The following is a 14,564-nucleotide window of genomic DNA, read 5'->3' as shown; positions in this document are numbered from 1 at the left end:
CTATGAAATCGCTTTTCCTGAGCGTGAACGACACGCTGTACCGCAGTTGCATCTGGATCGCGGGCCTGTCGATCCTGGCCATGACGCTGATCATCCCGTGGGGCATCTTCGCCCGCTACGTGCTGGGCACCGGCTCCAGCTGGCCAGAGCCAGTCTCGATCCTGCTGATGGTGGTATTCACCTTCGTTGGTGCCGCCGCCAGCTATCGCGCCGGGGCGCATATGGCGGTGGGGATGATTACCGACCGGTTGCCGCCGCTGCAGCGCCAGCTGGTCGCCCTGCTGGTACAACTGCTGATGATCGTGGTGTGCGTGTTCATGACCTATTACGGCACCCGGCTGTGCATCACCACCTGGAACCAGTCGCTGGCCTCGCTGCCCGGTGTGCGGGTCGGCATGACTTACGCGCCGATCCCGGTCGGCGGCGTGCTGACGCTGGTGTTCGTGCTGGAAAAACTCCTGCTGGGCGATCAGAGCAACCGCAAGGTCGTGCGCTTTGATCTGGTCGAAGAAAACGAAGGAGCTGCGTAAATGGAAGCGTTCATTCTGTTGGGCAGTTTCATCGTGCTGATTCTGATCGGCATGCCGGTAGCCTACGCCCTGGGCCTGTCGGCACTGATCGGCGCCTGGTGGATCGACATCCCGCTGCAGGCGATGATGATCCAGGTGGCCAGTGGGGTTAACAAGTTCTCGCTGCTGGCCATTCCATTCTTCGTGCTGGCCGGCGCGATCATGGCCGAAGGCGGCATGTCACGCCGGCTGGTGGCCTTTGCCGGGGTGCTGGTGGGCTTCGTGCGTGGCGGGCTGTCGCTGGTCAACATCATGGCCTCGACCTTCTTCGGTGCGATTTCCGGCTCGTCGGTAGCCGATACCGCCTCGGTGGGCTCGGTGCTGATCCCGGAGATGGAGCGCAAAGGCTACCCGCGTGAATTTTCCACCGCCGTGACCGTCAGCGGCTCGGTGCAGGCGCTGCTGACCCCGCCCAGCCACAACTCGGTGCTGTACTCGCTGGCGGCGGGCGGCACGGTGTCGATCGCCTCGCTGTTCATGGCGGGGGTGATGCCCGGCCTGCTGCTGAGCGCGGTGATGATGGGCCTGTGCCTGTTGTTCGCCAAGAAGCGCAACTACCCCAAGGGCGAAGTGATCCCGCTGCGCCAGGCGCTGAAAATTGCCGGTGAGGCGCTGTGGGGCCTGATGGCCATGGTCATCATCCTCGGCGGTATCCTGTCGGGGGTGTTCACCGCCACCGAATCGGCAGCCGTGGCGGTGGTGTGGTCGTTCTTCGTGACCATGTTCATCTACCGCGACTACAAGTGGCGCGACCTGCCCAAGCTGATGCACCGCACAGTACGGACCATCTCCATCGTGATGATCCTGATCGGCTTTGCCGCCAGCTTCGGCTACGTAATGACGCTGATGCAGATCCCGTCGAAGATCACCACGGCGTTCCTGACCCTGTCGGACAACCGCTACGTGATCCTGATGTGCATCAACTTCATGTTGTTGCTGCTGGGCACGGTGATGGACATGGCGCCGCTGATCCTGATCCTTACGCCGATCCTGCTGCCGGTGATTACCGGTATCGGCGTGGACCCGGTGCACTTTGGCATGATCATGTTGGTGAACCTGGGTATCGGGCTGATCACCCCGCCGGTGGGAGCGGTGTTGTTTGTCGGCTCGGCCATCGGCAAGGTGAGTATCGAGTCGACGGTGAAGGCGCTGATGCCGTTCTACCTGGCGCTGTTCCTGGTGCTGATGGCAGTGACTTACATTCCAGCGATCTCGCTGTGGCTGCCTAGCGTGGTGCTGTAATTATGAACGGGGGCCGCTTGGCGGCCCCTGGGCTCTTGCAAATGGATCCTGCACATGGCTGTCCCCTCCTCGGCTGTACCGCTTTTCCCCCGCAAACTGGCCATCGCCTTGCTCGCCCTGCTGGCCTGTTCATTCGCCGGCAACCACATCGCCGCGCGCATCGCCTTCGATGACGGCACCGGCGTGCTGCTGGCCATCCTCTGCCGCTCTGGCATCACCTTCCTGGTACTGGCCGGGCTGCTGCTGTGGCAACGCCAGGCCCTGGCCCTGCCCGCTGGTGCGCGCCGGTGGCAGCTGCTGCTCGGCCTGCTGATTGCCACCCAGAGCCTGTGCCTGTACTCGGCGGTGGCGCGTATTCCAGTGGCTTTGGCGCTGCTGGTGGGCAACACCTTCCCGATGCTGCTGGCGCTGCTCACCTGGGCGCTGGGCGGCGCACGCCCCACGGGCCGCACCGTGCTGTTCATGGGCCTGATCCTGTGCGGCCTGGTGCTGGCGCTGGATGTGCCGGCACGCCTGGCCGACAGCGGTGCGGCCAACCCGCACTGGGTGCCAGGGGTCAGCCTGGCCTTCGGCGCCGCCTGTGCCTTTGCCTGCGCCTTGTGGATCACCGACCATAAACTGGCCAGCGTGCGCGGCCCCGTGCGCAGCCTGCTGACTTTGCTGATCGTGTTCTCCAGCATGCTGGTTGCAGGCGCAAGCGGCGTGATGCCGTCCGGTTTGTCATTGCCAGGCAGCAGCGGTGGCTGGGCGGCCTTGGCCAGCCTGGTAGTGCTGTATGGCTTGGCCTTCACCTTGCTGTTTGTTTGTGTGCCAAGGCTGAACATGGCGCAGAACGCACCCGTGATGAACGTCGAACCCATCGCGACGCTACTGCTGGGCTGGGCCTTACTCGATCAGCAACTCGGCACCCTGCAATTACTCGGCGGCGCGGTGGTGGTGTGCGGCATCGTGCTGCTCACCTACCGTCGGGCCAATTGATTGTTCATTTAAATGGAGCCTTGAATGTCTGTGACCGAACTGCACCTGCAGGACCGCCTGACCCGCCTGAGCCTGGCTCCGGAGTTGGGCGCCAGCCTGGTCAACTGGGAAGTGAAAGCGACCGGGCAAGCGCTGCTGCGCCATTCCGACCTGGCCGCACTGAAAAGTGGTACGCCACGACGCCTCGCCTGCTACCCACTGGCGCCTTGGTCCAACCGCATTGGCGAGGGTGGCTTTGCCCGGCCCGAGGGGTGGCAGGCACTGGCACCGAATACCGGGCATGACCCTTACCCGATCCATGGCAGTGCCTGGCAACAGGCCTGGCAGGTGGAGCATCACAGTGAACAGCGAGCACGGCTGACGCTAGACAGTGCTGTGCCGTTTGCTTACCGGGCCACGCTGGATGTGCATCTGCATGAGGGGTGCCTGAACCTGGACCTGCATGTAACCCATCTGGATGAGTCGGCCAACTGGTACGGGTTGGGGTTGCACCCTTACTTTCCGAGGTATCCCGATACCAAGTTGTACGCATCGGCACGCAAAGTGTGGCTGGCCGAGGATGGGCGGTTGCCCTCGTACCAGGCCGAAGTGCCCGAACAATGGCGCTTCAATGCCATGGGGCGTTTACCCGAGACAGTGGTTGATCACGCCTTCAGTGGCTGGCCAGGGGAATGTGTGATCGAACAACCCAGCGCGGGTTATCGACTGGCGTGCAGTGCCAGCGGGGCTGAACACTTCTTGCTGTTTTGCCCGCAAGGGCAAGGCTTTTTCTGCTTTGAGCCGGTTAGCCACCCCATCAATGCGCACCACCTGCCAGGGCGACCAGGATTGCGGTTGCTGCACCAGGGGGAGGCAATGAACCTGGGGTTCAGGATGCAGTATCGGGCGTTGTGAGCAGGTTGCCTGAAAAAGGGCCGCCACGATAGCGAACATTGTCTGGCATCCTTTTCGACCCGCTGTACGACGTTAATCCAGCTGCTGATCGCGCAATCCTTGCGCCAGCATGTCGATAAAGGCCCTGACCTTGGCCGACCCGTACTTGCTTTCGCGGTGCAGCACATGAATGGGCCAGGGCGCCTCTTCGTACTCGGCCAGCAGCACCTGCAACTGCCCGCTGGCCAGTTCGTCTGCCACCTGGTACGACAGCAGCCGGGCAATCCCCAGCCCGCCGCTGGCAGCTGCGATTGCCCCGTCATTGCTGGTGACCGTCAGCCGCGGCTTCATGCGCACCAAGGTCGGCTCCTCGGTCACTCCGAAGCGCCAACCCGCACGCGGCGACAGGTTGGTGGTGCCGATTATCGCATGCCCGGCCAGGTCCGACGGATGCGTCGGCACACCATGGCGCGCCAGGTAGTCGGGCGAGGCACACAACATGCGCCGCACCCTGCCCACCCGCAGCGCCTTCAACCCGGAGTCAGGCAACGGCCCGATGCGCACGGCCACGTCCATGCCCTCCTCGACCATGTTCACCACGCGGTCGAGAAAAAACGCGGAAACGTCGACTTCCGGGTACTGCTGCAGGTAACGGACGATGCACGGCATGACGAACTTCTTGCCGAACAAAATCGGCGCGGTCACCGCCAGGTCGCCCCTGGGAGTCGCGTTGATGCCGGCAGCGGCTTCATTGGCCTCGTGGATACTGGCGAGGATGTGCCGGGTGTCTTCCAGATAGCGGCCGCCGGCCTCGGTCAGACGCACGCTGCGGGTTGTACGCAGCAACAGTTTGACCCCGAGCTGCTCTTCCAGGGCGCTGACGGCGCGGGTGACGGCGGCCGCAGAAATGTCCAGACGGCGGGCAGCCGCGGCGAAGCTTTCCAGCTCGCCGACGGCGACGAATACCTTCATCAGGTGGATCTGGTCCATGCGGGCTCCTGAGGGTAATGGGGCGTGCGGATTATCGTTCATCTGGATGCGTGGTGTTAGCTGTGCCGGCCTCTTCGCGGGCAAGCCCGCTCCTACGACTGGCTTCAATCAGACATCCAGCACCAACGCCTGCATCCCCTCCTCCCCCTTCGCTGGCACAGCACAACAGATCAGCACCGACCCTGCCTCCGGCAACTCTGCCGGCGGATTCGGATAATGCACCTGGCCGCTCACCAGCCGGGTCTTGCAGGTACCACACGAACCACCCCGGCAACTGAACTCCGGTGCCAGCCCACGCGCCTCGGCCAGTTCCAGCAAGGTGCCGCTACCGGGAACCCAGCGAGCCTCCTTGGCCGACGCAGCAAAATACACCGGCACCGGTTCGTCGGCGGCAGGCGGCTGTTGCAAGATTGGCTGGTCTGCGTCGGTGTGCCGCCGCAGCGTCGACGGGCCAAACGCTTCGGCGTGAATCCGCGCATCCGGCACATGCACCCCACGCAGCCCTTCGTAAAGCTGCTGGGTGAAGCTGCCCGGCCCACACAGGTAGAAATCGTAGTCGTCCAACGCCAGCGTTGCCTTGACCTGTTCGATACCCAACCGGCCGGCAAACTCGTAATCACGACCGACCTGCGCGTGCCCTTCAGGCTGGCTCAGGGCGCGGTGTATATGCAGTAGTTCGCCAGCCTGTTGCTGCAAGGTCGCCAGTTCCTGCTGGAACGGCAAGTCGGCCAGGCTGCGTGCGCCATGGAACAGATGAATGCGCCGGGCCTGCCCTGTCCTCAACTGCTGGCGCAGCATGGCCAGCAACGGCGTGATGCCCACGCCCGCGCCGATCAGCACCAACGGGCGCGTGCTTTGCTGGTCAAGCGTGAAGCTGCCCATCGGCGGCCGCACATTCAGCACATCGCCGGCCACAACGCGCTCATGCAGATACCGCGAAGCCGGGCCCTGGGCTTTGACGCTGATGCGCAAGAATCCATCGTCGGGGGCACTTGAAAGGCTGTAGGTGCGGATCAGCGCCGGCTCGCCATCACGCGGCACTTGCACAGGCAGATGCTGGCCAGGGGCAAAGGCCACACGGCAGCCTGCCGGTGGTTCGAGATAGAACGAGCGGATGTCGCGGCTTTCCTGCTCCACCCGCAGCACCCGCCAGGCCAGCCATTGGCGCTGTTGTTGCCGCTGCTCCAGGCGCGCATCGGCCTCGGCCCAGGTACCAGTCATCAGACTGGTCGGCGCGTACTCCTTGAAAGCCCAGCGCAGGGCAACGGCTGCCGGACGCCACACCACCTGCTCGACCTGCAGTGTCCATAACCGCTCAGCGCCTTCAAAGGCCTGGATGGCCGGGCTGTCCAGCAGCACCTCGGCACGCCCGTACAGTTGCAACACGTTGCCATTATTGAAGTCGATGAACAGCAAGCCGGCCCGCGGGTTGACCACCAGGTTACCCAAGGTGTTGAAATGCAGATTGCCAGCATAGTCGGGAATGGTGAGCCGATTGCCTTCGACCTTGATGAACCCTGGCCGGCCACCACGGTGGGAGACATCCACCGAGCGCTGGCCGTCAGCATGCTCGACATAGCTGGCGACGAAGAAGGTATCGGCCGCCTGGATCATGCTGACGGTTGAGGTATCCAGTGTTGTCGCATCGATGCGCCCGAGGGCGGGTTCGGTGACGCGGGTGTAGTCACGCAACTGGATGTACTGCGGGCAGTTGCCAAACGCCTGCTCTACGGCCACTTGCAGTTGCCCTTGGGCAGCGTGGCGGATCTGCCCGTTGATGCGATTGCGCCGACGGGTGTGCAGTTCGATCCCCAGCAGGCCGACCGCCTGCCCGGCTGCCAACCCGGGGGTGGCGGGGTCATCTGCTGGCAGCGTGGTGTGGATCGTCAGCATACGAGGGTCGGGCGAGCTTACGAACCCTTCTGGCCCCTCCAGCAGCGTGGCCCAAGGCCGACCCTGGGCATCCACACTGGCGGCGACCATGAAGGGTAACTGGTGATAGAACGTTCGGTGCTGGTCGGGCATGTGGTCACGAATGACCTTTTGCCCGAACGCCTCCATGCGTTCTGCTACACCGACCTTTTCCTGCAGGGTCTTTTCACCCGTATGCCAGGGCGAGGGGCGGTGATCAGGAGATTGTTGCATGGCGGCGCTCCTCGCGATGGCGGGGTTTCAGGCGTGGGTTTGCAGCCCGATCACGGTGCGCGGCATGGGGACGAAACGCGGCAGCGCCTCGATCCGCGCCAGCCAGTTGCGCACATTGGCATAGGGCTCCAGCGACACGTTGCCTTCAGGGGCGTGAGCGATGTAGGAGTAGTTGGCAATGTCCGCAATCGTGGGTGTGCTACCCGCCAGGAATGGCGTCTTCGCCAACTCGGCATCGATCACCTTGAGCAAGGTGTGGGCACGGGAAATCACTTCGTCGGCATTGAATGAAGCCCCGAACACCGTGACCAGGCGGGCGGCGGCCGGGCCAAAGGCCAGCGGGCCGGCAGCGACTGATAACCAGCGTTGCACACGGGCGGCGGCGGCAGGTTCTTCGGGCAGCCAAGCGCCGTTGTCATACTTTTTGGCCAGGTAGACGAGGATGGCGTTGGAGTCGGCAATCACCGTGCCGTTGTCATCAATGACCGGAACCTGGCCGAACGGGTTGAGGGCGAGGAAGTCCGGCTGCTTGTGCGCGCCTTTGGCCAGGTCGACGAACACCAGCTCGGTGGGCAGGTTCAGTAGCGAGAGCATCAACTCGATGCGATGAGCATGGCCAGACTTGGGGAAGTTGTAGAGCTTGATCGGGTTCGACATGGGCTTGGCTCCTGGTCAGCGCCGGGATGGGGCTGATGGAGCACATGCTGCACTGGATCGGCTGGTAGCAGAATCAGTGCGCAGGGGAAACCATAATTTCGCGGGGCGGAATAATGGTTTCCAAACACTTGCGCTGGCGCCGGCAGGTGAGCACTAGCCCATGCAGATATCAGATCAGTGCCGCTTTTTGAAATGTCGGTACAGCCCGCGCGCAGCCTCGACCACCTGCGGCACACAGGCCTGGATATCCTCTTCGCTCATCTGGTCCAGCAGCTCGAAATTATCTTCCAGCCCATGTAGCGAAATGGCCTTGAGCAGCGGGTCCTGCTCCGGTGGCAACTCGCCCCAACCGGCAATCTGGGTACCGCGCATGTAGCCGAAACACCACTCCTCCATCACGATCACAGTGCCCTGTTCGCCCTCGCTTTCCTCGAACAGCGGCTCGAACTGGTCGACACCATTGCTGAGTTCTTCTGCCACCTGGCTGGCATAACGCAGCATCAATGCCGTGTAGGCCTCCTCATGCGCGGGCTTCTTGAACTTCGGTACCTTGCCACCCGCCACCGCGGGCAGCCATTGCTCCGGGTGGACAGTGATCGGCGAACTGGCCAGCGCGACGAAAAAGCCATTGAGCTCGGCCAGGTTCAGCACCGAGTAGTCATTGCCATAGGTGATCAGCAGGTCTTCGAGGCGGTCGAGTTCTTTTTTGCTGAGTACGGGGAGCATGGGTAAAAATCCTGGGGAGCAAAAGTGTGTGCACCCTAGCACAGCAACGCCGGAAGGGCTGCCCGCGCGAACGACTGCGCGGGCAGATGGTTCAGGGCTGCAACCAGGCCTGCAGCTCATGTTGCCGGTCGGCGCCTATCAGCAGCCAGAGCAAGATGCGGCACTTGCGCGGGCAGAGTGGCCCAGCCATGTAGACGCCTTTTTTCTGCAAGTCGATTTCTGCACCAGCAAACCCGTAGGTTGCCCGGGCTGTAGGCCCTCTCCCTGTGCGTGTAGCAACCAATACCGGCAAGGTGGGCGCCAAGTGTTCCAGCACTTCGGACCAACTGGCAGAAACATGACCAGCACCGAAACCGGCGATGACCAACCCTTCGTAACCCAGTGTGGCCACAGCCTGCAGCAGCGCCGTGTCTGCGTCCAGGCAGGCTTCCAGCAGGGCAACGCGCTGGTCGATGCGATACGGTAACGGCAACACTTCCCGCCGCCCAGGCGGATGGCGATACAACACGCTCCCCTCCACAACGTCGCCCAACGGGCCACATCCGGGCGACTCGAATGCCGCCATCGCCAGGCTGGCCGTCTTGCGAACCCTTGCCGCGCAGTGGACCTGATCATTCATGACCACAAGCACACCTCGCCCACGGCTGTCTTGTGCCAATGCAACCTGAGCCGCAGCCAACACGTTGGCCGGCCCATCATTGCCCGGCTGACTCGCCGAGCGCATGGCACCGGTCATCACCAATGGCACATCGAATGGCCAGAGCAGATCCAGGAAATAGGCCGTTTCCTCAAGGCTGTCGGTCCCTTGGCTCAATACCAAGGCCTGAGCTCCGCGCTCCACCTCGCCACGGGCCCATGCCAGCACCTCCAGCAACGTCGCGAAGCCCAGCGATGCACTGGGGAGCAGGCACAATGAAGCAACGTTCAACTGCGCCATCTCGCGCAATTGTGGAACCTGAAGCAGTTGCCGCTCACAATCCAGGCTTGGCGTCACACCATCCCCGACAGCACCGGCCCGCATACTGACCGTGCCGCCCAGAGTAGCGATCGACAGCCTGGGCAGGCTCGAATGTTCGCTCATGCTTCTCCCCCCACAATCAACCCGACTACCGGCACAATGCCAAGCGTGCAGATGGCCATCGACACCACATTGCCGATGTAGCCATGCACATAGGCCGGCAACCTCTGAGTGATCGCCACTGCCAGCGGCGGAGCCACCAGTGCACCCAGCACTGCACTGGCCACCACCACTTGCCAGCTGCCGCCATGTGTCAACACCGCGGCCGGAACGATCGACACAATCGGAATGTAGGTAGGGTACCACCCACGGGCTTTCCACTGTCCACGCCAGCATACAACCCCGACCAGGGATGCCAGGGCCTGCCCGGCCACCATCTGCATCACCAGCATAGAACCGTAGGACAGTGCAGCCGGGCTCAACAGGTAAGCCAGCAACACACCCAGCAGTAGCCCGAGGCTGGCCAGTTCATTACCAAAGAATGGGGCTTCGCTGAAGTCGGCCAGAACGCGCCGCAAAGTCCAGACCACACCGTAGTCAGGCTGATTGACAACCGGCGCCACGACAGTGGGTTCACCGCATTGGCGTACCCATGAAGGAAAGCGCTTGCACAGGATGAAGGCCACGACGCTTGCCACAGCCATGCCACTCACATTGCCCACTACCACTGGCAACTGCAGGGGATAACACAGGTAATTGACCATCAGCAGGCTGGCCGGTGTTACCAGTAGTGCCCCCAGTAGCGCCCCTGTGATCGTCACCCGCCAGCCCGCACCAAAAAGCAAGACCATGGCTGCCGGCAATGACACGAAGGCAACGAAGGTGGGTTGCCAGGTGCCACTGGCCAAGGTCCATCCCCACAACACATGGCTAAGCAGCAAACCCAAAAGCGAGCTGGTAAACACCCATGGCCATAATCCGCTGCCATAGCAGATGGCAAAGCCCTGCCACCGGTACCCTCGCAGCTGCGCCCAGTGCGCCAGGCACGCCCCCAGCAGCAAGCCCAGCGCGGGCAGTTCGTGCTTGTAGAAAGCCACTTCACTGATATCACCAACAATCCAGCGCAAGCGGCTGAGCGGCTCATCGAGCGTCGCCACCCTCTGTGCATAATCCAGCCATTGGCCATGGCCAAGGCTTGCAGCGAGAAACACCAGCAGGCAGCCGAAAATCAACGCAAGCCAATATTGCTGTCGTGAGAAGAAGAGCGTGTTCATTCGCAACTCCTCAACGTGGCATAGGTGCATGCAAGCGATAGCCAAGGGTGGCATCGTAGAGGTCGGTGCGCCGGTCTCTTGGCAGGTCGTTGAGGCTGTTCCAGATAGGTGCCGAGCGTGCACTGCTCAAATCGACATCGGCATAGATAATCTCCTCGGCTTCTGCACTGCCCACCTCGCCGATCGGCCAGCCATTGGTACCGGCGATCAGCGAGCAGCCCAGGAAGCGCCCGCCCCGTTCGCTGCCGACACGGTTCGCGGCGGCGATATAAACGTTGTTGACATGCGCTGCCGTCATGGTCAGGTACGAGGCCATGCAGCGCCCTGCATCATCGAACAACGGCGGCGGGGTCCATACCCAGTTGTTGAGGCTGCAGATGATGTCGGCACCTTGCGCGGCCATCACCCGTGGTACTTCCGGGAACCAGATGTCCCAGCAGATCAGCAGGCCGATACGGCCGATAGGCGTCTCGAACACCGGGAACCCCAGGTCACCGGGGGTGAACCAAAGCTTTTCCTGGTTCCACAGATGCGCTTTGCGGTAGTGCCCGAGCAGGCCTTCGGGGCCAAACAGTACAGCACTGTCGTAGAGCTTCAGCCCGTCACGTTCGGCAAACCCCGCAGCCAGGTATACCTGGTACTGCTTGGCGAAGTCGGCCCAGGTTTTCAGGCAAGGGCCGTCCTGCAGCACCTGCGCATGGGAATAGGCTTCGGCACGGGAGTTGAAGGTGTAGCCCGTGTTGGCCAGTTCAGGCAGTACGATCAGGTTGGCACCTTCGCGTGCTGCGCGCCGGGCCAATGCCAGGCCTCTGCTCACGTTGCTCTCACAGTGCTCAAGACCGACCTGAGGGTCGTACTGGATGACAGCGATACGTACGGGGCTGACGGGGGAACAGGATTCAGACATGGCGGCTTCCTTCTTGTGGTTGTTTTGGAAGGACGCCAGTAAAGCGATGTTGGGTCAGGGAGCGACAGTCAGGAGAGTCCTATGGAACCAAAGGAAAATCACACAATGGCGGTAGGACTCCCCCTACAAAATGCCCCGTACGCCGTTATTTCCCAACCTGATAGTGTGGGTAGTACTCAAGGGTAAAGTCACCATTGAACTGTGCTGAAGCAACCCGGTAACTCCGGCACCGACGATGCAAATTCGGTGATCGGGTTGTGTGGCGCGTGCGACGCCTCCCTTTTGTTCGATAAGACGGCGGTAGTCGAAGCAGAGATCCGGGGATTAGGAAAACGTGCGGCCCATGGCTGCATAGGCAGTGATGGGTCGATGGCCAGATCGGCAGGATGGTTGTGTGTTGAACCAATAGTCATGTTCTCGTGTTCTCCATGAGTAGAGAACCTGAGAATGATCACTTGCAACAGGCGTGAAGTGGTTGCCATCTACCACCCGCCGGCACCTACAGGATCGTGAGATACCTGTGGGTGCCGGCTTACAGCGATAAGGTCGTCAGGGCTTACACCGCCAGCGCGCGCTCACGCAGCTCGCTGTTGAGAATGCGGTCGTTCTCGCTGTAATCGACCGGGCAGTCGATCACGTGCACACCTGGGGTCTTGATGCAGTGCTCCAGCAGCGGCAGCAGGCCTTCGGCGCTTTCCACACGGTGGCCGTTGGCGCCGTAGGCTTCGGCATATTTGACGAAGTCCGGGTTGCCGTAGTCCAGGCCGAAATCGGTGAAGCCCATGTTGGCCTGCTTCCAGCGGATCATGCCGTAGCCGTCGTCACGCAGGATCACCACGGTGATGTGCATGCCCAGACGTACTGCAGTTTCCAGTTCCTGGCTGTTCATCATGAAGCCGCCGTCGCCGCACACCGAGATTACCGGGCGGTCGGGGTGCACCAGGTGCGCAGCCATTGCCGATGGCAGGCCGGCGCCCATGGTCGCCAGGGCGTTGTCCAGCAGCACGGTGTTTGGCTTGTGCGCTTTGTAGTTGCGGGCGAACCAGATCTTGTAGATGCCGTTGTCCAGGGCGACGATGCCTTCGGATGGCAGTACACGGCGGATGTCAGCCACCATGCGCTGTGGGTAGACCGGGAAGCGGTCGTCGTCGGCGCCTTCGGCGATCTGTGCTTCGTTGGCTTCACGGATGGCCATCAGGCGGGTGAAGTCCCAGTGCGAAGTGTCGTTCAGCGCTTCACTGATCTGCCATACGGCGTTGGCGATGTCGCCAATCACTTCTACTTGCGGGAAGTACACAGCATCGACTTCGGCAGAGCGGAAGTTGATGTGGATGACTTCGGTGCCGCCACGGACCATGAAGAAGGGCGGCTTCTCGATCACATCGTGGCCGATGTTGACGATCAGGTCGGCGGCTTCGACGGCGCGGTGAACGAAGTCGCCCGACGACAGCGCAGCGTTGCCAAGGAAGCGCGGGTGGCGCTCGTCGACCACACCTTTACCCATTTGGGTGGTGATGAACGGGATGCCGGTCTTGTCGATCAGTTGCTTGAGGACCTTGGCGGTCATCTTGCGGTTGGCACCGGCACCGATCACCAGGATCGGATTACGCGCGTTCTGCAGTTTTTCGACGGCAGCTTCGATGGCCACGTGCTCGGCCAGCGGGCGGCGGTGCAGGCTGCGCGGGATCGGCAGCGCGTCGGTCTGCTCGGCGGCGATGTCTTCCGGCAGCTCCAGGTGCACCGCACCCGGCTTTTCTTCTTCGGCCAGGCGGAAGGCTTCGCGCATGCGGGCCGGGATGTTGTCGGCCGAGGCGAACTGGTGGGTGTACTTGGTGATGGGGTCCATCATGCCGCACACGTCAATGATCTGGAAGCGACCCTGCTTGGACTTCTTGATCGGCTTCTGCCCGGTGATCATCATCATCGGCATGCCGCCCAGGTAGGCGTAGGCGCTGGCGGTCACCAGGTTGGTGGCACCAGGGCCGAGGGTCGACAGGCTGACGCCGGTCTTGCCGGTCAGACGACCGTAGGTGGCAGCCATGAAACCTGCAGACTGCTCGTGACGGGTCAGTACCAGCTTGATCTTCGACTTGCGCAGGGATTCGAGCAGGTCGAGGTTTTCCTCACCGGGAATGCCGAATACATACTCGACACCTTCGTTTTCCAGGCATTGCACAACGACATCGGCGGCCTTGGCCATCTTGCTTGCTACCTCAAGTGATGGGACGGGGAAGTCCAGAAATGCGCAGCACGGTACGCTGGCATCGCCAGGTCCAGAGCAGAAGTGCCCCGAACCAAAGTCTTGACGTAGGGGGGGTGCGGGAAAGTCACGTTAATGATGCGTGGAAGCCATTCTAGCCTGGCGTCGCACCATCCTCTGTAGGAGCGGGTTTACCCGCGAACACCGGCGAAGCCGGTGCCCTCCACCGAGCTGCCTGTTCCCACAGTGATTCGAGCAGGTCCAGTTTTTTTGCCCACAAAGACAAAACCCCTACCTGCATGCGCAGATAGGGGTTTTGCGAAATGAATCTTGACGATGACCTACTCTCACATGGGGAAACCCCACACTACCATCGGCGATGCATCGTTTCACTACTGAGTTCGGGATGGGATCAGGTGGTTCCAATGCTCTATGGTCGTCAAGAAATTCTGTTGCCAGAATGTCCAGATGGACAGCCCAGCGAATCCGGATATGTGATGTTTGTGGTCTTACGAATTTTCGGGTCTTTCGTCTTCACCACCGCAATCTGCGTCAGCAAATTGCTTGGGTGTTATATGGTCAAGCCTCACGGGCAATTAGTATTGGTTAGCTCAACGCCTCACAGCGCTTACACACCCAACCTATCAACGTCGTAGTCTTCGACGGCCCTTTAGGGGATTCAAGATCCCAGTGAGATCTCATCTTGAGGCAAGTTTCCCGCTTAGATGCTTTCAGCGGTTATCTCTTCCGAACATAGCTACCCGGCAATGCCACTGGCGTGACAACCGGAACACCAGAGGTTCGTCCACTCCGGTCCTCTCGTACTAGGAGCAGCCCCTCTCAAATCTCAAACGTCCACGGCAGATAGGGACCGAACTGTCTCACGACGTTCTAAACCCAGCTCGCGTACCACTTTAAATGGCGAACAGCCATACCCTTGGGACCGGCTTCAGCCCCAGGATGTGATGAGCCGACATCGAGGTGCCAAACACCGCCGTCGATATGAACTCTTGGGCGGTATCAGCCTGTTATCCCCGGAGTACCT

At 61.6% G+C, this 14,564-nt stretch carries 12 protein-coding genes, 2 rRNA genes and 1 pseudogene (1 of these 15 running past the window's edge); 4 read left to right on the top strand and 11 right to left on the bottom strand.

The genetic code is table 11. From position 1 onward, the window contains the following. Positions 1 to 2 precede the first annotated feature (2 nt). The 4 genes from ACZ889_RS10060 to ACZ889_RS10045 are packed head-to-tail and all read left to right on the top strand — an operon-like array spanning position 3 to position 3,683. Positions 3 to 530, top strand: coding sequence for a TRAP transporter small permease (locus ACZ889_RS10060; RefSeq protein WP_003254832.1), 528 nt, complete (start codon positions 3 to 5; stop codon positions 528 to 530). Then, positions 531 to 1,811: a TRAP transporter large permease gene (locus tag ACZ889_RS10055; RefSeq protein WP_003254833.1), complete on the top strand. Its 1,281-nt coding sequence runs from the start codon at positions 531 to 533 to the stop codon at positions 1,809 to 1,811. Between the two features lie 54 nt (positions 1,812 to 1,865). Then, complete coding sequence (locus ACZ889_RS10050; protein WP_010952321.1) at positions 1,866 to 2,789, top strand: EamA family transporter; 924 nt, start codon at positions 1,866 to 1,868, stop codon at positions 2,787 to 2,789. Between the two features lie 24 nt (positions 2,790 to 2,813). Beyond that, positions 2,814 to 3,683, top strand: a complete 870-nt coding sequence (locus ACZ889_RS10045) for an aldose 1-epimerase (RefSeq protein ID WP_180688714.1) — start codon at positions 2,814 to 2,816, stop codon at positions 3,681 to 3,683. 72 nt (positions 3,684 to 3,755) lie between these two features. Here the strand turns inward: ACZ889_RS10045 and ACZ889_RS10040 are convergent, their stop codons facing one another. From ACZ889_RS10040 to ACZ889_RS09990, 11 genes and pseudogenes are all read right to left on the bottom strand, one after another. Beyond that, the gene (locus ACZ889_RS10040; protein ID WP_180688715.1) at positions 3,756 to 4,652 is read right to left on the bottom strand and encodes a LysR family transcriptional regulator; all 897 of its coding nucleotides are present in this window, start codon (positions 4,650 to 4,652) and stop codon (positions 3,756 to 3,758) included. 108 nt (positions 4,653 to 4,760) lie between these two features. After that, positions 4,761 to 6,797 carry a pyridoxamine 5'-phosphate oxidase family protein gene (locus ACZ889_RS10035; RefSeq protein WP_180688716.1) on the bottom strand — a complete coding sequence of 679 codons (2,037 nt, stop codon included), beginning with the start codon at positions 6,795 to 6,797 and terminating at the stop codon, positions 4,761 to 4,763. Between the two features lie 27 nt (positions 6,798 to 6,824). Further along, the gene (locus tag ACZ889_RS10030; RefSeq protein ID WP_012051444.1) at positions 6,825 to 7,454 is read right to left on the bottom strand and encodes a glutathione S-transferase family protein; all 630 of its coding nucleotides are present in this window, start codon (positions 7,452 to 7,454) and stop codon (positions 6,825 to 6,827) included. Between the two features lie 174 nt (positions 7,455 to 7,628). Then, positions 7,629 to 8,180: a UPF0149 family protein gene (locus tag ACZ889_RS10025; protein WP_012051443.1), complete on the bottom strand. Its 552-nt coding sequence runs from the start codon at positions 8,178 to 8,180 to the stop codon at positions 7,629 to 7,631. A 91-nt stretch (positions 8,181 to 8,271) separates the two neighbouring features. After that, positions 8,272 to 9,261 carry an asparaginase gene (locus ACZ889_RS10020; protein WP_180688717.1) on the bottom strand — a complete coding sequence of 330 codons (990 nt, stop codon included), beginning with the start codon at positions 9,259 to 9,261 and terminating at the stop codon, positions 8,272 to 8,274. Beyond that, positions 9,258 to 10,412, bottom strand: a complete 1,155-nt coding sequence (locus tag ACZ889_RS10015; RefSeq protein WP_180688718.1) for a hypothetical protein — start codon at positions 10,410 to 10,412, stop codon at positions 9,258 to 9,260. Before ACZ889_RS10015 ends, ACZ889_RS10020 begins: the two co-directional genes overlap by 4 nt. A 10-nt stretch (positions 10,413 to 10,422) precedes the next feature. Then, positions 10,423 to 11,319, bottom strand: coding sequence for a nitrilase family protein (locus ACZ889_RS10010; protein WP_021784467.1), 897 nt, complete (start codon positions 11,317 to 11,319; stop codon positions 10,423 to 10,425). Positions 11,320 to 11,529: 210 nt separating this feature from the next. Further along, positions 11,530 to 11,732, bottom strand: a pseudogene (locus tag ACZ889_RS10005) (amine oxidase); the annotation flags it as partial. A 143-nt stretch (positions 11,733 to 11,875) separates the two neighbouring features. Further along, a complete protein-coding gene (locus ACZ889_RS10000; RefSeq protein ID WP_003254851.1) occupies positions 11,876 to 13,519 on the bottom strand; it encodes an acetolactate synthase large subunit in 1,644 nt (547 codons plus the stop codon). Between the two features lie 328 nt (positions 13,520 to 13,847). Next, a 5S ribosomal RNA gene (gene rrf / locus ACZ889_RS09995) occupies positions 13,848 to 13,963 on the bottom strand. Positions 13,964 to 14,094: 131 nt separating this feature from the next. Then, positions 14,095 to 14,564: ribosomal RNA gene (locus ACZ889_RS09990) — 23S ribosomal RNA — on the bottom strand; it runs 2,423 nt beyond the window's last position.

It is taken from the genome of Pseudomonas sp. TE3895 (assembly GCF_056278855.1).
The sequence above is the reverse complement of the archived record's forward strand: the minus strand, read 5'-3'. Positions and strand labels throughout refer to the sequence as shown.

Coding starts and splice junctions, on each gene's coding strand:
- ACZ889_RS10060 (WP_003254832.1), top strand. CDS start 3: ATGAAATCGCTTTTCCTGAGCGTGAACGACACGCTGTACCGCAGTTGC.
- ACZ889_RS10055 (WP_003254833.1), top strand. CDS start 531: ATGGAAGCGTTCATTCTGTTGGGCAGTTTCATCGTGCTGATTCTGATC.
- ACZ889_RS10050 (WP_010952321.1), top strand. CDS start 1,866: ATGGCTGTCCCCTCCTCGGCTGTACCGCTTTTCCCCCGCAAACTGGCC.
- ACZ889_RS10045 (WP_180688714.1), top strand. CDS start 2,814: ATGTCTGTGACCGAACTGCACCTGCAGGACCGCCTGACCCGCCTGAGC.
- ACZ889_RS10040 (WP_180688715.1), bottom strand. CDS start 4,652: ATGGACCAGATCCACCTGATGAAGGTATTCGTCGCCGTCGGCGAGCTG.
- ACZ889_RS10035 (WP_180688716.1), bottom strand. CDS start 6,797: ATGCAACAATCTCCTGATCACCGCCCCTCGCCCTGGCATACGGGTGAA.
- ACZ889_RS10030 (WP_012051444.1), bottom strand. CDS start 7,454: ATGTCGAACCCGATCAAGCTCTACAACTTCCCCAAGTCTGGCCATGCT.
- ACZ889_RS10025 (WP_012051443.1), bottom strand. CDS start 8,180: ATGCTCCCCGTACTCAGCAAAAAAGAACTCGACCGCCTCGAAGACCTG.
- ACZ889_RS10020 (WP_180688717.1), bottom strand. CDS start 9,261: ATGAGCGAACATTCGAGCCTGCCCAGGCTGTCGATCGCTACTCTGGGC.
- ACZ889_RS10015 (WP_180688718.1), bottom strand. CDS start 10,412: ATGAACACGCTCTTCTTCTCACGACAGCAATATTGGCTTGCGTTGATT.
- ACZ889_RS10010 (WP_021784467.1), bottom strand. CDS start 11,319: ATGTCTGAATCCTGTTCCCCCGTCAGCCCCGTACGTATCGCTGTCATC.
- ACZ889_RS10000 (WP_003254851.1), bottom strand. CDS start 13,519: ATGGCCAAGGCCGCCGATGTCGTTGTGCAATGCCTGGAAAACGAAGGT.